22 protein-coding genes and 3 pseudogenes are annotated in these 18086 nt (G+C 38.5%); 2 read left to right on the plus strand and 23 right to left on the minus strand.

Going from position 1 to position 18086, the window contains the following annotated elements:
- Window positions 1-78: 78 nt before the first annotated feature.
- Window positions 79-1056, minus strand: coding sequence for a LacI family DNA-binding transcriptional regulator (locus AB5916_RS06895; RefSeq protein ID WP_158422690.1), 978 nt, complete (start codon window positions 1054-1056; stop codon window positions 79-81).
- A 323-nt stretch (window positions 1057-1379) separates the two neighbouring features.
- Here AB5916_RS06895 and AB5916_RS06900 point away from each other — a divergent pair, with 323 nt between their 5' ends.
- Entirely contained in the window at window positions 1380-1994 is a 615-nt protein-coding gene (locus AB5916_RS06900; protein ID WP_317258471.1) for a sugar O-acetyltransferase, read from the plus strand.
- A gap of 102 nt (window positions 1995-2096) precedes the next feature.
- Here the strand turns inward: AB5916_RS06900 and AB5916_RS06905 are convergent, their stop codons facing one another.
- The 17 genes and pseudogenes from AB5916_RS06905 to AB5916_RS06985 all read right to left on the minus strand — a co-directional run bounded on the left by AB5916_RS06905 (window position 2097) and on the right by AB5916_RS06985 (window position 13930).
- On the minus strand, window positions 2097-2306 hold the full coding sequence (locus tag AB5916_RS06905) for a helix-turn-helix transcriptional regulator (protein ID WP_262583227.1): 210 nt from the start codon (window positions 2304-2306) through the stop codon (window positions 2097-2099).
- 327 nt (window positions 2307-2633) lie between these two features.
- Window positions 2634-3623: a helix-turn-helix transcriptional regulator gene (locus tag AB5916_RS06910; protein ID WP_368189932.1), complete on the minus strand. Its 990-nt coding sequence runs from the start codon at window positions 3621-3623 to the stop codon at window positions 2634-2636.
- 73 nt (window positions 3624-3696) lie between these two features.
- Window positions 3697-4110, minus strand: coding sequence for a hypothetical protein (locus AB5916_RS06915; protein WP_173729180.1), 414 nt, complete (start codon window positions 4108-4110; stop codon window positions 3697-3699).
- 15 nt (window positions 4111-4125) lie between these two features.
- Window positions 4126-5652, minus strand: coding sequence for a DNA methylase (locus AB5916_RS06920; protein ID WP_368189953.1), 1527 nt, complete (start codon window positions 5650-5652; stop codon window positions 4126-4128).
- 42 nt (window positions 5653-5694) lie between these two features.
- Entirely contained in the window at window positions 5695-6672 is a 978-nt protein-coding gene (locus AB5916_RS06925; RefSeq protein WP_368189955.1) for a bifunctional oligoribonuclease/PAP phosphatase NrnA, read from the minus strand.
- Between the two features lie 97 nt (window positions 6673-6769).
- Window positions 6770-7165 (minus strand): annotated as a pseudogene (locus tag AB5916_RS06930) (arsenate reductase family protein).
- A 1-nt stretch (window position 7166) separates the two neighbouring features.
- Window positions 7167-7536: pseudogene (locus AB5916_RS06935) on the minus strand (DUF188 domain-containing protein); the annotation flags it as partial.
- Between the two features lie 16 nt (window positions 7537-7552).
- A complete protein-coding gene (locus tag AB5916_RS06940; RefSeq protein ID WP_173729182.1) occupies window positions 7553-7921 on the minus strand; it encodes a VOC family protein in 369 nt (122 codons plus the stop codon).
- A gap of 208 nt (window positions 7922-8129) precedes the next feature.
- Window positions 8130-8345 (minus strand): hypothetical protein, encoded by a 216-nt coding sequence (locus AB5916_RS06945; RefSeq protein ID WP_118051491.1) that lies wholly within the window; start codon window positions 8343-8345, stop codon window positions 8130-8132.
- 31 nt (window positions 8346-8376) lie between these two features.
- Window positions 8377-10851, minus strand: coding sequence for a DEAD/DEAH box helicase family protein (locus AB5916_RS06950; RefSeq protein ID WP_368189934.1), 2475 nt, complete (start codon window positions 10849-10851; stop codon window positions 8377-8379).
- Window positions 10815-11408, minus strand: coding sequence for a class I SAM-dependent methyltransferase (locus tag AB5916_RS06955; protein ID WP_368189935.1), 594 nt, complete (start codon window positions 11406-11408; stop codon window positions 10815-10817). Before AB5916_RS06955 ends, AB5916_RS06950 begins: the two co-directional genes overlap by 37 nt.
- Window positions 11409-11574: 166 nt before the next feature.
- Window positions 11575-12099: a DUF1801 domain-containing protein gene (locus tag AB5916_RS06960; RefSeq protein ID WP_368189937.1), complete on the minus strand. Its 525-nt coding sequence runs from the start codon at window positions 12097-12099 to the stop codon at window positions 11575-11577.
- A 2-nt stretch (window positions 12100-12101) separates the two neighbouring features.
- Entirely contained in the window at window positions 12102-12254 is a 153-nt protein-coding gene (locus AB5916_RS06965) for a hypothetical protein (RefSeq protein ID WP_317258470.1), read from the minus strand.
- A gap of 63 nt (window positions 12255-12317) precedes the next feature.
- The gene (locus AB5916_RS06970) at window positions 12318-12752 is read right to left on the minus strand and encodes a flavodoxin family protein (RefSeq protein WP_368189939.1); all 435 of its coding nucleotides are present in this window, start codon (window positions 12750-12752) and stop codon (window positions 12318-12320) included.
- Between the two features lie 13 nt (window positions 12753-12765).
- Window positions 12766-13188: an N-acetyltransferase gene (locus AB5916_RS06975; protein WP_158422680.1), complete on the minus strand. Its 423-nt coding sequence runs from the start codon at window positions 13186-13188 to the stop codon at window positions 12766-12768.
- Window positions 13189-13217: 29 nt separating this feature from the next.
- Entirely contained in the window at window positions 13218-13490 is a 273-nt protein-coding gene (locus AB5916_RS06980) for a hypothetical protein (RefSeq protein WP_158422679.1), read from the minus strand.
- 29 nt (window positions 13491-13519) lie between these two features.
- Window positions 13520-13930, minus strand: coding sequence for a peptide deformylase (locus AB5916_RS06985; RefSeq protein WP_158422678.1), 411 nt, complete (start codon window positions 13928-13930; stop codon window positions 13520-13522).
- Window positions 13931-14037: 107 nt separating this feature from the next.
- Here AB5916_RS06985 and AB5916_RS06990 point away from each other — a divergent pair.
- Window positions 14038-14262, plus strand: a pseudogene (locus AB5916_RS06990) (transposase); the annotation flags it as partial.
- 27 nt (window positions 14263-14289) lie between these two features.
- Here AB5916_RS06990 and AB5916_RS06995 read toward each other — a convergent pair.
- From AB5916_RS06995 to AB5916_RS07015, 5 genes are all read right to left on the minus strand, one after another.
- Window positions 14290-15633 carry a transposase gene (locus tag AB5916_RS06995; protein ID WP_368189942.1) on the minus strand — a complete coding sequence of 448 codons (1344 nt, stop codon included), beginning with the start codon at window positions 15631-15633 and terminating at the stop codon, window positions 14290-14292.
- A 163-nt stretch (window positions 15634-15796) separates the two neighbouring features.
- Window positions 15797-16153, minus strand: coding sequence for a VOC family protein (locus tag AB5916_RS07000; protein ID WP_158422941.1), 357 nt, complete (start codon window positions 16151-16153; stop codon window positions 15797-15799).
- Window positions 16150-16836 carry an MBL fold metallo-hydrolase gene (locus AB5916_RS07005; RefSeq protein WP_117526569.1) on the minus strand — a complete coding sequence of 229 codons (687 nt, stop codon included), beginning with the start codon at window positions 16834-16836 and terminating at the stop codon, window positions 16150-16152. The genes AB5916_RS07000 and AB5916_RS07005 overlap by 4 nt, the downstream gene beginning before the upstream one ends.
- A gap of 78 nt (window positions 16837-16914) precedes the next feature.
- On the minus strand, window positions 16915-17133 hold the full coding sequence (locus AB5916_RS07010; RefSeq protein WP_226845395.1) for an aspartate dehydrogenase: 219 nt from the start codon (window positions 17131-17133) through the stop codon (window positions 16915-16917).
- Between the two features lie 45 nt (window positions 17134-17178).
- Window positions 17179-17649: an LURP-one-related/scramblase family protein gene (locus AB5916_RS07015; RefSeq protein WP_368189945.1), complete on the minus strand. Its 471-nt coding sequence runs from the start codon at window positions 17647-17649 to the stop codon at window positions 17179-17181.
- Between the last annotated feature and the right edge of the window lie 437 nt (window positions 17650-18086).

The following is an 18086-nucleotide window of genomic DNA, read 5'->3' on the forward strand; positions in this document are numbered from 1 at the left end:
TTAAAAATATACATTTCGCAGAATCGAAACGTTTCGTTTTTTGAGGTTAAAACAAGGGATGCAGATATCCTTTCTCATCTAATCCCTTGTTGTTTCTCTTAATACTAGTTTGGGTTCCAATATGACTGACGGTGGTACAATTCCATATTTCATAATATTCATCAAATTATTTACAGCTATGACACACATTTCTTTAATTGGTTGCATAACTGTCGATATAGGAATATGATTAATTATCGAATATATCACATCATCATATCCAGTTACTGAAAGCTCTTCAGGTATACGAATTCCTCGCTTTCTCGCCTGTTGCATTACACCGCATGCCATTATGTCAGAAATAGTCATAATTGCCTGTGGTCCTTTAAAAAAAATTTCATCTGCGACTTCCTGAATTGCTTCAAATTCAAATGAACTTTCAACTATAACTGTTTCATCTGGGCATATCCCAAATTCTCTACACGCCTCATAAAAACCAGAAATATACGGTTGATCCACCTTTTTATCTCCAACCATAACATATATTTCTGTAAGTCCTTGCTCCAAAAGATGCTTTGTCATTTCATAAAATCCTTTTTTCAGATCACACAAAACATACGGAACATCTAGTTCTTCATATCGTGCCGTCAAAAATAAATACGGTATTTTACACTCATCAAACTGTTCTACATATCTAATATCAGAATGTTTTAATTGCGGAATATAAATAACACCATCTACTCCACGCGTAATAAACTCATTGATATATTTTTCTTCGTTTGCACTATTACTGCCAGTAATTCCAAGAAGCAAAAAATATCCATAACTTTCCACTTCTTTTCTCACATACTCTACTATTACACCGTAAAAATTATTCACAATATCAGGGATAATCAGTCCTATCATTTTTGTCTTTGAGACCCTCAAACTTCTAGCAGAGCTATTCGGCTTATAATTAAGTTCTTTTGCAATTGAAATAATATGTTCTTTCGTTTTCTGAGTAACTCCTGGCTTTCCGTTCAAAGCCAATGAGGCGGTAGATAAAGATACCTTCGCAACTCGTGCTACATCTTTAATTGTTACCCTCTCTTTATCCTTCGTACACTTCTATTCCTTCCTCTCTTTTTAATCGAAACGTTTCGCATATTTGTATTATATATTTCCATTTCCTTTTTGTCAATATATTTGTACATTTTTTAAATTATTTTTTTATTTTCAGTATCTTGTGCGTTTTTGCGAATAAATACTATTTACTTATCTATTATATTATTATATTATGAAGATGTGTTATTCCCTCTTTTTATTCCACTTCATACATATATTCTTTTCCTCCATTCAAATACAACTATTCTTATAGTTCATTTTCTATCAAATAGTTACAATAACCGGAGGAAAATACTGTGGAACGAGAAAAAATGCTTAATGGAAAAATCTATGATATATCAGATAAGGAATTAGAAACTCTTCGTATCAGAGCACGACAACTAACAAAAACTTACAATGATACCTTTGATACTGAAACACAAAAGCGTAACAAAATTTTAGCAGAGCTTATGCCTCATATGGGAGCTGGTACGTATATACAAGGACCTATTCAATTTGATTATGGATGCTTTACCAAAATGGGAACTAACTGCTATGCCAATTACAATCTTACTATATTAGACGGTGCCTGGGTTACAATTGGTAATGATGTGTTTTTCGGACCAAATTGTACACTTGTTACACCTATTCATCCCTTCTTAACTAATGAACGAAAAATGAGAACAAAAGAAGATGGAACTTTATATGATATGGAATATGCAAAACCAATTACCATCGGTAATGGTTGTTGGCTAGCCTCAAATGTTGTTGTATGTGGCGGTGTCACCATAGGGAATAATTGTGTAATTGGAGCCGGAAGCGTTGTTACCAAAAATATCCCTGATAATTCTTTTGCCGCTGGAAATCCATGTAAAGTTATCCGAAAAATTATAGAAAAAGACTCTTTAAAGTATCGCAAAGACTTATATTAACATTTGTTGATTGTCAAGTAAAATGGACAATCAACAGTTGAGAAAGTACCAAAAGGCTGATGCAATAGTGACTTTTCTTGCCACTTATGCATCAGCCTTTTCCTATACCTCTTCATACCAAAGAATTTCTTCTACTGATTTACCAAAATACTCTGCAATATCATACAGCAGCTGATATGTCGGATTTTTAAATTTATTCCTTTCCAGCCTGCTTATATTGTCTCTGCAGTTTCCTACGATCTCAGTAAGTTCTGACTGTGTAAACCCGGCTTCCATGCGAAGCTCCTTCAGACTAGTCCTAAGTTCTCTCACAGATAACATCTCCCATTAATCATCATAATGATTCCAGTCTTCCAGAAAATTCCTATCACTATGTCCAGTCTTACGGCCTCTGTCATCATAATGATTCATTCCGCCAAAGAACCCCGGTCTTGTTTCTCCAACCTTGTTACCTTTGCTGTCGTAATATTTATACTTCCAAATAATCCCGGTCTGCTATATCCATCTTTCTTACTCATTGTACCTTCCTCCTGATAAATGCTTTCTCAATCATTTTACTTTAGCACCCCTGGTGCCTTTAACTGATGATCATATTATCGCAAAATAGGGATGTCAAAATCGCACAACCAACTGGATTCGTCAATCCACATAGTTCTGAACCACATTTTGCAGGTACTCCTTATACTGCTGCCGTACATCTTCCGGTCCCACAATCCTCATCCTGGGGCCAATACCGGTAATCCAACCAAAGAACTGTGAACTTACCGCCACTGGCACTCTGGCTCTGAAATGCTCTTCTCCATGAGGACACATCCATACATCATGGCCAAAGCGATCAATCACAACACCGGCCAGTTCATTTCTGCATTCCAGTGTGACTTCCGCATCAACACCGCCATACATACCAAACGTTTTCTTGGCATATGCAGCCAGATCAAAATTTTTGAAGGACTCTTCTCCTTTACGATCAGCCTCCATAATCTCCGCATCCCGCATTTTATCTACACGATAATGCTTGATAATTCCGGCCGCTGCATCATAAGCAACCAAATAGTAGTTTTCATCATCCCATGTCAACGCCCACGGACTGACAACATAGAAAGCGCCATTCTTTTTTAATTTCAGTTCTTTCTTAACTGTCCATTCCGCATAATGAAATTTGATCTCTTTATTTTCAAAGATAGCATTGTGAATATAATCTACGTTATAATACACCGTTTCATTCTCTGTCTTCGGCCGGTTTACGATGAAGACATATCTGGAAAGCATTTCGGCATCTGTCTTACAGCAGAGCTTCTCCAGTTTCTGTATCAATTCCTTGGATTTCTTTTCTGTAATAAATTTAGAAGACTGAACTGCATCCACCAAAAGCTTCAACTCCGGCAGTTCAAAATCCCTGGCACCGATATAATAGCCCGGACACTTGCCTTTCTTCTGCTGGATATCCAGTCCGAATTTTTCAAGGATTTCCATCTCTGTATAAATTGTTCTTCGGTCCGTACTGATTCCATATTCCTGATCCAGAATCGTGCACAACTCCGATGCATTTAACATATGTTCATCATCGGTACGTTCCAGCAGGATTTCCATCAGATATAACGTACGGAGCTTCTGATCAAATGAACCCATCGTGGTCACCTCCACTTTCTGTCTCAACTTTTCCTAGTGAAACATTCTATATTCTTTGTATCTGTTTTCACATTTACCACTCTTCACATTTAATATCACTTATCTGCTCGATTGGAATGACCGTTTGATCTGTCATGATTATGGTATGCTCATATTCGTCTATCTTTTTTACAATACCAGAATACGCAACATAGGATCCGCCGGCTTTTTTTGCATCGGGAATAAAATAAGTTATCGATACTTTCTGTTCTATACCGATATTATTTCTGATTATATTGATTTTTTCGTTCAGCTGAGCAATCGCTTCTTCACTCAGTTCCAATCTTTCATCGGTTAATCTTGCTGTTTCTTTTATCGCAGCATCATGCCCAGTCAAGGCTGCAAAAGGAGCAAACTGCGCTGCCCGATCCCGAAGTGGCATTTGCGGATGATTCTTAGAGACCGGATGTGGTAAATTGATGATATCTTCATAAGAATTATTTTTCATCCTCTTTCAACTCCTTTACGCCTTATGTCCGCCAATTTGTTCATTTCTGTCCCTGGCGGTTGCACCTTCCTGAAGATTCATCCCCTTCAGCACAGCGTTTTTTCCAAATTTCTTTTTAATACTGAGCATTGCTTCCTGCATACGTTTTTCCCGATCCAGCGCAACCTCTTCCTCTTCCTGCTTTTTCCTTTGCGCCTCATAATCCGTAAAAAGATCCAGCTGTTCATACACTTCTTCTTTCTTTACAGAACTCTCATCCATAAGCCTGTTCGCTGTGATATTGATTCTTCTGATAAGCAGGTTTCTGTCAACAATCCTGTCATATAGCTCTATTACTGCATCCATTATCAGTTTTGTTGAGGAAGTCTGCCGTTTCAGATTGGTCGTTCCATGTGCATGTTTCGGAATTCTTCTTCCATAACGGTCGATCGTAACCTCTCCATGGTATTTCTTTCTCCGGTCAGGATTGTTCAAATTCTCAATATCATAACCAACTGTCAACACGATCTGATCCGTTACAAGCTTCTTATCCACCAAATCCAAAACCATCTGGTCCGTCATCTCTTTGACGACTAATTTTGCTTTTTCAAAATCATAAGAGCAATGAAGTACCTGCCCAGAACAAACACTGTTCGTTTCCGGTTTGTAGGCCTTGACCATTTCCATGGTACAGGGTTCATACCCCCAGGCATGATCGATCAGCAGCTCTGCATTAACGCCAAACAGCCTGTATAACAGATCTTCGTTGTATAATTCATTCTCTTTTCCGATGGAACATCTTGCAATATCGCCCATTGTATAAAGCCCGTATTCTTCCAGCTTCTTTGCATATCCCTTTCCGACTCTCCAGAAATCAGTAAGAGGTCTGTGGCTCCAGAGTTTCCTTCGGTATGACATTTCATCCAATTCCGCAATTCGTACACCATCTTTATCTGCTTTAATGTGCTTCGCCACGATATCCATCGCAATCTTGCATAAATACATATTCGTTCCGATTCCTGCAGTTGCTGTTATACCTGTCGTTTTCAGCACATCCTGTATCATGGTCATGGCAAGTTCCCTTGCTGTCATATTATAAGTATGCAGATAATCCGTTACATCCATAAATACTTCGTCGATCGAATACGGAAAAATATCTTCTGGTGCAATATATTTCAGATAAATGCTGTAAATCCTGGTGCTGTATTCCAGATAAAGAGCCATCCGGGGAGGAGCAACAATATAATCAATCTCCAGTGCAGGATTGCTATTTAATTCTGTACTGTCATCAGAAGAACCACTAAATGTTCTGTTCGACGCTTTCCATCTGCGGGCGCTGTTGGCTTCTTTTACTTTTTGAACAACCTCAAATAAACGAGCCCTTCCGGGTATCCCATAACACTTTAATGCTGGAGATACCGCAAGACAGATGGTTTTTTCTGTTCTGCTTTTATCCGCAACTACAAGATTGGTCGTCAAAGGATCCCTATTTCGTTCTTTACATTCCACAGACGCATAGAATGACTTAAGATCGATTGCAATATAGGTTCTTTCCTTTTCCATCATTCTACACCTCCCGATTCTCTTGTGTTCTGTTTCTAATTCTTATTTATCCTGACCGGAAATTTTTCTCATCATAACAATCCGCTCAAGTATTTCCTGCCTGAATTTTTCAACATCATTCGTCCGCTTGCGCACACCTGCTGCCGCAGCATGTCCACCTCCGCCAAACGCCTGCAGGAGTTCATTCACATTGATCCATTTTCCATCAGACCGGAAGGAACAACGCCAGCGATTTTCTTCTTCCTCATACATGGTAAAACCAAGCTGAATATCTTCGCAGTCTCTGAGAAAGCCGCTGATTGGGTGGATATCCTCGTAGCTGATTCCTTCTGCCTCGCTCTCGGCACGATTGATACACACACAGGCAACATTCCCATCCAACAGACGTTCTGCCCGCTTCAACAGCTCCGACCCCTTCTGCAAACTTCCCAGCGTATCATTATGCATGGTCTGCATTACATAACTATGATCTACTCCCATCTCGAGCAATTCAGTTACGGCCTGCATGGTGCTTACTTTCGCCCTGGTAAAACATCCTGTATCATGCAGGATACCCATATAAATATAATCTGCTGCAGTCGGATTTACTTCGCAATCGACTGTACGCTTCAACTTTACCGGATCCAAAATGTAATAAACATTCTCTGCACAGGCTTCCGATATTTTTGTATAGTTCACAACTCCATAACCTTCATTAGAGGCATGGTGATCAATTACTATACTTGCTTCTGCGCCCTCGTAGTATTCCCTGCCAATCATTCTTGCTAAAACTGCAGTATCACATACGATAACCGCATATTTTTCTTTTACATCCGGCTTCTCAAACGGATCGAAGACCTTATCCAGTTTTACCTGCTTCTTTGGTCCTTTATCCAACGTATCTGCCAGATATGGCAGCACTTTGTACTGCGAATAGTTTACCTTTATATAATGTGCAAGTCCCATCACCGATCCGGCAGCATCGCCATCCGGGTTCAAGTGTCCTAGAAGAATCACGGTATTTAAATCATTCACTTGCATCATAGATTGAAATTCTCTGTCAAAATTGAATGTCATTTAATTGCCTTTCAATTGAGTCATTTGTTTTATTTATCTTGGTCAAAATCTACCGGCACTCTTACTTCCACGTTTTCCAGATATCCGGCTGATATCCAAGAGTGGATTGTTTTCCATTACGAACCACCGGTGTCTTAATCACCTGCGGGTTTTCCAGTACCTTCTCAAGTTTATCTTCCTCTGCAATGTACTTAATGAACGCAAGTAGATCCTTATCCTTGCCCTCCCAGTTGATCATATTTTCCAGTCCACCATTTGCCTGAGCAACTGAATTAAATTCGCCCTTGCTCAGTCTCGCCTTCCGGCTCGGTCGGTTCGTAGCACGTCGTCCACTGGACGACACTCACCCTTTTTCTTTCATATCAATAAACTGAAACTTGATCCCACGTTCCTTAAAGAAACGTTCTGCTTTCTTTGTATCATTGCACTTTTTTGTTCCAAAAATCTGTATATTCAAATTATTTCTCCTTGTCCATCGCCATATGTATCATTTTTTCAAAAGACGCTCTGAAATGCTCATCATCCTCCGATGTTCGTTTTCTAGGTCCTTTTAAATGTTTCTTTCCGGATGCCCTTCGTACCTTCTTATTCAGATGCCGTTCCATAAGCATCGGGTCAATATTTTCATTCGTATACCATTTCCCCGATTGATGAATCGCATATGGTCTACGCTCCGCTTCGGTCGGCTCAAATCCAAGGTCCACTGGACCTTGTGAGCCCCTTTCCAAGTGCCATTGCAGCCACGCCATAATCCTGTGATACAACAATATCGCCCCTATGGCAAATGCTGATCAGTTTATAATCCACGGCATCTGCATCAGCAAAAATCTGCATGTTCTCTCCTTTAATTACACCTGAATGGAGTGCGAACCTCAATAAGATTACCACTGGGATCATACAGTCTTACAAGCTTCTGTCCACCTGCAAGTTCTGTTAATTCTGTGGCATATCGAACAAAATACTTACCAGATTCATATTTTGCAAGCAATCCATCTATATCAAAATCCTCGAAATACAATTCCATCCTGTTATTAAATGGCGTAGAAGTTTCATTCAATGTTTTCCCCCATACGTCGGCATCCTGCAAAACAAGTCCCTCCGATAAGATCACATTCCCTTCATTCTTAAGAATCACTTGCAGTCCAAATAAGTCTTTATAAAACTCTATGGATTTTTCTATATCATCCACCACGATCAGTACGTTTTTCAGCATATCCGTCACCTCACAATCCGCTTTGAGTCAAGCGAATATTCGCAATCCGCATGCGGTTAAATAATCTTTCCAGACAAATGATCAATTTCATGCTGGCAAATCTGTGCTGTCCATCCTGGAGGTCAGCTTTCGTGGCTGGTTCGGATGGCTGGCCTAAAAAGAAAACGTCTCTTACAATTTGCTTTACCATTTTTTCTCCCTGTAGCTTTCATTCTACTTTTTCCAATTTATTATTTACATCGAAACAAACTTTGTCTCCTTCATTGATATTACGCTCATAGAGCCTGGCGTCCTCCGCTTTTACTGTCACTTCTTTTCCTGAAGAATCCACAAGAGTCACTATTGCCATGACTGGTGCATCATCCGGTCGTTCTTCACAACCAAAATTCAGGTCTTCATCGATTCGTTTTACTGTGTACATCATAACTCAATTCCCCTGGAGATAATATTAAGAATCAGTTTTCTACATACCTTCTCCGATAATATTCCATCGTACGATACTCAATAATATCTTTCATCTGATGCTTAAATGCATCAACTTTAATTACATCTGCCAATTCATCTCGTATTCCCAGTGCATAGCCGTCCTTATCTATAAAAAATCCTTTACCTGAAGCTTTTAGAAATTTAATCGGCATACTTTTTGCCTTGCTTAAATGCTGTTTGTCTGTTATCTTCCGATACTCTTCGTATGAAGTTACTTTTGGAAAATCCTTCCAATTCGTTCCTCGATCAAAGAACTTTTTCCAGTTCTCCACTACCTCATCATCTGTAACAGCCAGCCGTACGTCTCCCTCGTTATAGAAGCTGTACAGAATCGGCATCTTATACACTTTCTGCATATCCGTTGTTTCAATCAACTGCAGAAACTCTCTTCCAATTCCAGAGTAAACCTGAAGTTCTTCCGCCGATAATTCATGAATTTCATATAAAAAATCCATATATCGTTTAAACGGATTTTCTTTCGAATGTTTCATACAGTATTCGTAAATATTATCATCCATATTCGTAAAAAGTTCCATACGTGTGGGAACTTTTCCATCAAGCAATTCTTTCACGCGATAATATTCCTGTTTAATTTTTTCCTGAATAGACAATGACTTTTTGTCCATTTCTCTGAAGAGATCAATCAAACGCATATCAAAATCCACGATACAATCATCGGGGTATTCAATTTCAGAATAGTCATATGCAGTTCTTTCTCCGACACAGGCACTTCCGTTTAACAAAAACGGTGCACGCCCGGCTTTTTCGTAATTTCCAATAAAATCAAGTACGTTTACATACTCTTTACCCTTGCTGATACGCAAGCCACGACCCAACTGCTGTAAAAACACAGTAGGTGATTCCGTCGGTCTCAAAAACATAACCATATCAAGAGAAGCAATATCCACTCCTTCATTGAACATATCTACAGAGAAAATAACCTTTATCTCCTGATTCTTTAATTGCTCAATTGCCCGATTTCTTTCTTCTGAAAATTCCCCATCTGCATTGCTGTACACAGCAACGGATTTTACGCCTCGCCTGCAGAATTCCTTTGCCATTTCTTCGGCATGCATTCTTGAACTACAAAAACCTAAAGCACGTTTGGAATGATATTTTTTATAATATTTATAAATCAAATCATATCGTTTTACATTGCCGATATATTTATCATTCAAGTCATTCTCATTGTATCTTCCTTTTACCAATTTGAGTGTCGAATAATCCGTTTCATCGTAAATACCATAATAATGGAATGGAACTAATGCCCCTTTATTAATTGCTTCTTTCAATGTAATCTCATATGGAACATTATAGTCACAGATCTCATAAATAGACTTCCCGTCCATTCTTTCCGGAGTGGCAGTAAGTCCTAGCATAAACTGTGGTTTGAAATAATTCACAATTCGCTGGTACTGATCCGTAACTGCATGATGAAACTCATCGATCACCAAATAAGTAAAGTAATCTGGAGCAAAATACTCCTCTGTTAAATATTCGCTTCTGCCAAGCGTTGCTACAGAAGCAAAAATCACAGATTTTCCAGTATCCTTTTGCTTTCCGTCAAAAAAGCCATAATCATCTGAATGACGTACATTCTTAAAAGATACTGCTGCCTGCTTCAGGATTTCTTCTCTATGTGCAACAAACAAGACTCTCTCATACTTTGCAGAATCAAATGCAGCCAAATATGTTTTTCCTACACCAGTCGCAGCGTGAACCAAACCACGCACAGCGCCCTCCGCTCTGCTATTCTCCAGTGCACAAAGTGCTTCTATCTGTGCCCCTCTTGGTTGAAACAACATTTCAACTTTTGTATTCGGATCAACCTGGTCATATCGTGCAAGATCTTTTGCAACCGCAGGTTTATGCCAGTTCTTTGAATACGCTTTCAATTCTGCATCATCAATCACGTAGGAATGATTTTTAAATAAATCCTCAAACGTTTCATAAAACAAATTAAAATTCTGACTATCCTGATTATTATTAAAACGATAATTCCATTCAATTCCAGATGTTAATGCACTTCTGGAAATATTGGATGAACCAATATAAATCTCACTCATGTTATCATAATGAAATATGTATGACTTGGGATGGAAAGAACGCCATTTATCACTATAAAAACGCAATTCTACCTTATCGCCCAATTCCTTTTTAAGGAGATATAGTGCTGAAGGCTGCGTAATTCCTAAGTAATTGCCAGTAAGAATGCGAATCCGAACACCACGCTGCAAAGCTGCCTTTAAATCTGAGAGCAGCATTCTTACACCTGATTCCATGAGGAATGAGACAATAATATCAATCTGTTTTGCCCGTGCCATGCTAAGCTTTAACTGATACAGCAAATATCTGCTTTTATTTCTGTCTCCGGTCATAACATCTGTTGGTTCTATATGGAGTTCCTCTATTTCTGATTTTTCCGCAAAATTAAATTGAGCCATTTTTCTTCTCCTCTTCCCGGACGCACATCCAACGTAATCCACTGATCTTCTACCGTAAGTTCCGGTATCACCTTGATAAATTCCCGAAATGTATCTTCCATAAAATCAGTAAAATAACGACCATTTCGTTCCCCTTCAAAATTACTATATTTGAAGGACGTATAAATCACCCCGTTATCTTTAAGTGCAATACACATTTTTTGGATTACGGGAAGAAGTTCCTGCTTTGGCAAATGCAAAATAGAGGAACATGCCCAGATGCCATCATACACTCCAATTTCATCCAATTCCTGAAATAGCATTTTCTTTACTTTAATCCCTGTAAAGCTACCTGCCAATTGACAGAGTTCTGCGGATCCGTCGGTTGCCGCCACCTGGTACCCCTTCTCAAGGAAATATTTTGTATCACGACCGGAACCACAACCAAAATCAAGAATTGACGCGCTCCCAGGCAATAGTTGGAGAAACGCCTCTTGTGCCAGATGCATATCTGCATTCTGAGTGTTTTCTATGAAATTTTTTGCATTTAGGTTGTAATAATTAATTGTAGTGTTCATAATTTCCTTTCTCATTTAAGACAACTTTCTAATCCTTTGTGGCATCAAGGAAACCAATATAAGTAAGTATCATCTGTACTCCAGGCCTTGGTCCAGTCCACCTTTTCCTGTTCTTCTTCTGTTGTATTTCGTATGATCTCTTCTATCTGCTTCATGATATTTCTCCTCATGCATGGGTTCCGGTTTCGTAGCACCACAAGACAATTCTTTTTATCAATTCTGCATCAACCTTGCCGTACGGAATACGAATCGTTCCTTTATCCGTCTTATACCCTTTCAATGCTTCGGCAAATTCTTCAACTGCTGCAGGGTCCGGATACAATCCGATGTGTTTCTTCGAAGCAGCAAAATGAACAATGTTACGACCTTTCCGGTTGGTCGGCATACTCCATGAAATGCGTTCTTCCGCTTCCGGTAATGCACTGCGAAGAATCTGACGCATATAGCGCAGATATTCCTGTTTCTCCTCATCCTGGCTCAGGATATATTCATCAATCGACTTTGGCTTTTCACCGCAGTAATGACTTTGCCCTTTTTTCTTAAACTCTCTGCCACATTTGGGACATTGCCACATTGGGCTTTTCTCACTGTCTCTTTCGTGAAGAACCACTTCAACCATATCTCCAAAGCTCTTGCCAATCTGCTTACGTATCTGTTTTGTAACGCCGATAATGTAACATGGAGTTCCCATTTTTACCACTTGCCCACGATATGGAATACCGTCAATGTAGCATTTACCAACAAACGCCCTTTTCCAAAAAGCTCTTTGATATCGTAAGGAACCTCTACATAGGCAGCATCCATATTCTCATTTTGAAGAATTCTTGCACAAAATTTTAATTCCATATTTTTTTCCTTTCATTCTGTGAATATTATCCTCCGCAAATCCTGATTTTCTTATCGTCCTGATCACTGCAATCCAGCCACGAAGGAGACCGCTGCTTCCAGATCTTTTTCATCCGGATGACCTTTTGCAATACCACCCACCAATTTAAACGGTCCAAAAGTGTCATATCCTTTACAGCCAAATTTTCCAATAATGTCCGTTTTCTTTTCTTTCAAAATAACTTCCAGTGATTTATATGCTGCATTTCCACCATAAGTACAGATCATAAATACCTTTTTATTTTCCGGCAGATTTTCTGAAGCAAACTTTAAGATTGTCTGATGAAATTTTGAAAAATAAATACCGGATGCAAAACCAATCCGGTCATAATCCGCCAAATCTGCCTTTGGCTGCTGCACGGCATCAATCAGATCAACTTTACATTCCTCTACAATTTTCTCCACCAGTTTCTTTGTATTTCCGTGATGTACAGACGCATAAACAATTACTGTCTTCATTTTTACCTCCCGCCTAACGATGCCATTCCATCGTATATTCTTCTTCTGATGTATTTTCATCTATTTTCTGATTCACAATTTTAAATCCACGATGCTGATAGAACACTACCGCTCTCATATTTTTCTTATACACGTTAAGATTCAATTGATCCTTTAGCTTCGTAACGGTGCGAAGCAGCTCTGTTCCGATTCCTTTTGATTGTTCTTTTGCCTTTACAAAGATCCCGGCTATATAAGTATCTATTAAACCAATAAAGCCTTGAATCTCCTCATTTTCTTCTGCCACATACATTTCTGCTTCAGAAATCAATTTTCTGACCATATCATAATTCTTTTTCCAGTAATCTGCTTCTATAAAAGAATGGCTCTCTATATTTGCATGAAGCCATAAGTCCATTATCTCATTCAGATCTCTTGTTTCAAATCTTCGAATCATTTTTCTTATACCATAATTACTAAACTTTTTTACAATCCATTTCTGTAAATCTCATTGATCACAGCCTGGGCATGTTCCATTTCTTTTTTCTGAATAATTGCATCTCTGTCACTTAAGATTGCAAGCATCTCATCCACCAGATCCTCGATTCGGGGATCACTTACCCGGTACAAATAGCCAAGCATCCGGGTGGCAGTGTAATCTGTATTCATATTTTTATAGGCAATTTCCGCACAGAACTCTTTAGGATATCCTCTTCCCAGTAAAAGCTTGTATAATTCATCGGTTCGTTCCGATGCCATAATCGATCACCCCCGTAATTTCAAAAAACTTAAATTAAAATGCCTTCCAGATGATCCAGTTCATGCTGACAAATTTGTGCCGGCCATCCACTCAGTTTCTGCCGCTGCTTTTTCCAATTCATATCATAATATTCCACTTCGATATTTTCATATCGTGTTGTTTTCCTCACACCGGTAAGCGATAGACATCCTTCTTCTGTTTCATATGGAGTATCCTTGCTCAGAAGAACCGGATTAAACATCACAACATCTACGAATCCCATATTTACAATGATTGCTCTCTTTTTCACACCAATCATATTTGCAGCCATACCCACACACCCGGCACGATTTGCCTGTAGGGTATCCTGTAGATCCTTTCCCACTTGCAGATCTGCCTTTGTGGCAGGTTCTGACTTTTGTCCTAAAAAGAACACATCTTTCATTATCGGTTTTACCATCTATCATTCCTCCATGTCAGCTAGGTAGTGTCAAGTCAACTACCTTTTTTATCTTGAATTATTCACGGCTTTGCCGTAAAAGTGGTTGAAAGCCACATAGTTACTGTATTTTAATTGCACATTGCTTTTCACTTCAAAGCAATAGGCAAATTAAAATAAATTTTGATGGAGGTGATCTATCCTCCGATGCAGGTCTTCTTTTGATAAAAGAATTCGCTGCAAAGATCGGCTTTACAAAGCTGATCAAAAAGAAGTTTAAAACCAATGATAAGTCTATCCGGTTTCACAAAGACCATGAAAACCTGTTACAGATGATCTATCAGATCATCTCAGACTGTAGACAAACTTGGTGTTGGGGATTATGCCCAGCACCATTTTTCTTTTAAAACTTCTTTTCTTTTTTTTTTCTTCAAAATCAACAAAAATCTGGCTGTGTTCCAACCTCGTTTTTCCAAAATCTTTGTCAGTTTTTTCAAATTCATGCATGCAAAGGTAAGCCCGGCTTTCATTTCCATCCGTGCTTTTCCTACATACTGTGTATATCGAAATCCATGCTGTTCTTTCGCTGTACCGAAGATCCGCTCTATGGTTTCTTTTCTTAACTGGTAGATCTGTCTGTTTCCGATCGTGTGCCGAATGTCTTCTGCCACTTCCATATATTCTTCCCATACATGACGTGTGATCAGTTTTACATGATCCTTACTTTCTGTACATTTTGAAAGACATTGGCATTCAGCACAATGTTCACTGCAGCTTTTATACTCTTTATATCCACTTCTGTTTGTTGTACTGTATGTCAATATATGTGCTCCCGGACATATATAACAATCATAGTATTCATCATATGCGAATTCGTGTTTTCCGAAAAAGCCTTCTTTGGTCTTGGGACGGGTATACGGAAAAAGTGGTTGAATTCCATCTTCCAACAGCCGATGGGCGATTGCCGGAGTTTTATATCCTGCATCTGCAAAAACGTGTTTATGTTCACCCTTTCGAAACCATCCACTTTCCGGATCGCTGATGCTGCATTTTTGTGTTTTCACATCTTCAGGAAGTTCTTCAGATATAGAATCTTTATCATTTCCGGTTCCACCGGATGCAGGTGGCTGGTTATCATCTTTTTTCTTTAATGTTTTTTTTCCATGTGCCAGACGATCTTTTTCAATCTCTCTATTTAATTCCTCTTCATACCAGAGAGCCTGTTCGTGCGCAACCCGCTTACGCATTTTTTTACTGTTTGCACAGGCTTTTACATGTGTTGCATCCACGAAGATCTGTTCTGTATTTACAAACTTATATTTCATACAATCTTCCAGAATCTTTGAAAAGATCTGCTCAAAAAGGTCTGTATCTTTGAAACGGCGGGTATAATTCTTTCCAAATGTAGAGAAATGAGGTACTGGATCTAACATGTCTAGTCCGAGAAACCAACGGTATGCAACGTTTACCTCGATCTCTTTCATGGTCTGACGCATACTTTTTATCCCATAGAGATACTGAATGAATGGTATCTTTATCAGCATGACGGGATCCATACTGGGACGACCGTTATCCGGACAGTATTTTTCTTCAACCAGATCATAAATAAAATTCCAATCGATTGCCCTATCAATTAATCGCAGCATATGGTTTTGAGGTACCATGTCATCCATGGAAAACATCATCATTTGTTCTCTTTTTTTATCTGTATTTTTCGTCATCATAAAAAACACCGCCCTTCTGATATTTATTATATCAGAAAAGCGGTTCCAACAATAGCAAAACCCTGCAAAAGCAGGGCTTTGTCTACAGTCTACGAAAGGCTCCTACGGAAGCCTTTCGTTATTTATATGGATAAATTCTTAAAATTCCCAATATACTCTAGCTTTACGGCAGTATCTCAAGCCAGTATCCATCTGGATCTACAATGAAATAGATTCCCATTGTTTCATTTTCGAAACAAATACATCCCATCTCTTCATGCTTCTTATGCGCTACCTCGTAATTCTCTGCCTGGAATGCCAGGTGGAATTCGCATTCACCCAGATTATATGGCTGTGGATGATCTTTAAGCCAGGTAAGTTCCAACTCAAAATCACTTACATCATTGCTCAAATACACAATGATAAAATCATCGGTAGTCTTTCTTCTCACTTCGTGCAGATCAAGGGCCTCGTTGTAAAATTTAATAGATCGGTCCAGGTCTGATACATTGTAGTTTTCGTGAATCATCTTAAACTTCATAATTCTTCTCCTTTTGCACATTCTGTGTTTTTAATGCGTGATTTATATTGCGGATATTCCGTAATAAACCGCTTAATGACATTGGCATCATTCCAGTAATGCATTGGAAAAATGACATTGCAATCTACATTTTTAAGGAAATACAGTATCCCGTCGGCATAGTGATTTCCCTGTCTTGGATCTAATGGGACAAATGCAGCATCAAAATGCATACCCTTGATTTTCCTGATCTCCGCACGATATGCTGAAGTAAGTCTCTGGTTATCAGCTTTTGGCTCACCATCCCAATACCAGTCATTTAAGTCACCGGCATGATAAATGGTGCCTTCCTTTGTTTTGACAATAAATGCTACACCACTATCGTTAGATAGCAATGTATCGACTTGAGTGCCATTATCCAGATTATAAGTCTGATCATGATAAACATATGTGATCTTCATATCTGACAAATGTTTTCTTTTGCGTATATCTTTCGCCAAAATTGCCTGATATGTCATGCTCATATCATCAAGGATCTCAAAAATCACAGGATTAAAATGATCCTTATGAAAATGACTGCAAAAAACAATTACTTCTTTTTTCTTGTCAAGAAGTGGTAATTCACCCTTATAATAGTCAAAAATATAGTAGCAATCTTTAGTTTCAATTAAAAATCCACTGTGGTTAATGTAAGTAATTTTCATCACCTTTATAAAATAACTCCTTTTTCCCTATAAGCTTACAGACGAATACCTGGCGTTCATCCACAACCCAGAAGATGTCTAATATTCTTTTGAGATTTCCTCTGTTATCTCATATATCTCTTTGAATTTTTCTAAGTCTTCCGACGATCTGATCAGCATGATCTCTTCGATTTTTCCGGTCCGTATGTCTTTGAACCCTGCTACTTCTTCTCCGGTACAAATACTTGCACGAATAACTGGTTTCATATGTTCTCGGTCATATGTTTTTTTCACGATTTTCTTTTTAAATAATCCCATGCTACCTCCCCATCTCCGAATATCTTCGACAACAAGATCAACTATCTAATTCCTGGAACATTTTTCTGCATCAATCGCAAGTACGAACATCAACGCATCCAATGCATTTCCTGAATCCTGCACATCAATAACATATGTATCAGTCATATGAAACAATTCTTTACTAACCCGTGCAATTGAATAACCGCTTTGATTAAGAATGCTATAGTCCCATTCCATAATGGTTCCATCAATATGCCATCCATTGTAATCAATATTATAATGTGGCGTCAGGAATGAAAATTCTTTGCTTAGGCATCCGATATAACTGCCGTTTTTATAAATTTCGAATTTAGGAAGAAAAGTAAATACTTTCTGAACAACCATTCCTACTTCGTTTCCATAGGCATCATAAATTACAAGTTTATGTCCCCAGGACAACTGACCTTTTACTACATAAACAGTGTTGCCTGCTTCGTCATAGATATCATAGCTGTCAAACCATGAAAACAACCGTTGTTTAAATAATAGCTTCATAACTTTTCATCGCTCTCTCCAACAGACATAATAGGTTCTTTATAAGTACCATAATACCATGCCATTACACCTTAAAAAACATGTAAATCGAAGAATTAACCCATCTTATTTCACGGATTATGATAAAACACATATTACCAGCTATAAATCTCTACTTGTTCACAAAAAGATATAAAAAAGACCATCTACTGCTTGTTTACGGTAAATGATCTTTTCATTGCAACATTTAATTAAATATCATACTGAGCCGCTTGTCACCCACGCAAACTGTTAAGGAAACAATCGGAGTTGGTGTAAACGAAAAAGCAGCCTTGAGTTCTGATAAAAACTGCCCTTTCGTTTACATCAATTTCGATTTTACCTTGGTGAACAAAGTCGCGTCCCTTTAGCCGATAGCTATGGGGATTCAATCGTTGCTCTTTTCCTTAAGTTTATCA

Origin of the sequence: Blautia sp. 1033sp1_1033st1_G9_1033SCRN_220408 (assembly GCF_040929965.1) — a bacterium.
Taxonomy (GTDB): domain Bacteria; phylum Bacillota; class Clostridia; order Lachnospirales; family Lachnospiraceae; genus Blautia_A; species Blautia_A ammoniilytica.

Excerpts from the sequence above, each read along its gene's own strand:
- AB5916_RS06910 (WP_368189932.1), bottom strand. The coding sequence starts at position 3,623 with ATGGGTTCATTTGATCAGAAGCTCCGTACGTTATATCTGATGGAAATC.
- AB5916_RS06915 (WP_173729180.1), bottom strand. The coding sequence starts at position 4,110 with ATGAAAAATAATTCTTATGAAGATATCATCAATTTACCACATCCGGTC.
- AB5916_RS06920 (WP_368189953.1), bottom strand. The coding sequence starts at position 5,652 with ATGGAAAAGGAAAGAACCTATATTGCAATCGATCTTAAGTCATTCTAT.
- AB5916_RS06925 (WP_368189955.1), bottom strand. The coding sequence starts at position 6,672 with ATGCAAGTGAATGATTTAAATACCGTGATTCTTCTAGGACACTTGAAC.
- AB5916_RS06940 (WP_173729182.1), bottom strand. The coding sequence starts at position 7,921 with ATGCTGAAAAACGTACTGATCGTGGTGGATGATATAGAAAAATCCATA.
- AB5916_RS06945 (WP_118051491.1), bottom strand. The coding sequence starts at position 8,345 with ATGATGTACACAGTAAAACGAATCGATGAAGACCTGAATTTTGGTTGT.
- AB5916_RS06950 (WP_368189934.1), bottom strand. The coding sequence starts at position 10,851 with ATGGCTCAATTTAATTTTGCGGAAAAATCAGAAATAGAGGAACTCCAT.
- AB5916_RS06955 (WP_368189935.1), bottom strand. The coding sequence starts at position 11,408 with ATGAACACTACAATTAATTATTACAACCTAAATGCAAAAAATTTCATA.
- AB5916_RS06960 (WP_368189937.1), bottom strand. The coding sequence starts at position 12,099 with ATGGGAACTCCATGTTACATTATCGGCGTTACAAAACAGATACGTAAG.
- AB5916_RS06965 (WP_317258470.1), bottom strand. The coding sequence starts at position 12,254 with ATGGAATTAAAATTTTGTGCAAGAATTCTTCAAAATGAGAATATGGAT.
- AB5916_RS06970 (WP_368189939.1), bottom strand. The coding sequence starts at position 12,752 with ATGAAGACAGTAATTGTTTATGCGTCTGTACATCACGGAAATACAAAG.
- AB5916_RS06975 (WP_158422680.1), bottom strand. The coding sequence starts at position 13,188 with ATGATTCGAAGATTTGAAACAAGAGATCTGAATGAGATAATGGACTTA.
- AB5916_RS06980 (WP_158422679.1), bottom strand. The coding sequence starts at position 13,490 with ATGGCATCGGAACGAACCGATGAATTATACAAGCTTTTACTGGGAAGA.
- AB5916_RS06985 (WP_158422678.1), bottom strand. The coding sequence starts at position 13,930 with ATGGTAAAACCGATAATGAAAGATGTGTTCTTTTTAGGACAAAAGTCA.
- AB5916_RS06995 (WP_368189942.1), bottom strand. The coding sequence starts at position 15,633 with ATGATGACGAAAAATACAGATAAAAAAAGAGAACAAATGATGATGTTT.
- AB5916_RS07000 (WP_158422941.1), bottom strand. The coding sequence starts at position 16,153 with ATGAAGTTTAAGATGATTCACGAAAACTACAATGTATCAGACCTGGAC.
- AB5916_RS07005 (WP_117526569.1), bottom strand. The coding sequence starts at position 16,836 with ATGAAAATTACTTACATTAACCACAGTGGATTTTTAATTGAAACTAAA.
- AB5916_RS07010 (WP_226845395.1), bottom strand. The coding sequence starts at position 17,133 with ATGGGATTATTTAAAAAGAAAATCGTGAAAAAAACATATGACCGAGAA.
- AB5916_RS07015 (WP_368189945.1), bottom strand. The coding sequence starts at position 17,649 with ATGAAGCTATTATTTAAACAACGGTTGTTTTCATGGTTTGACAGCTAT.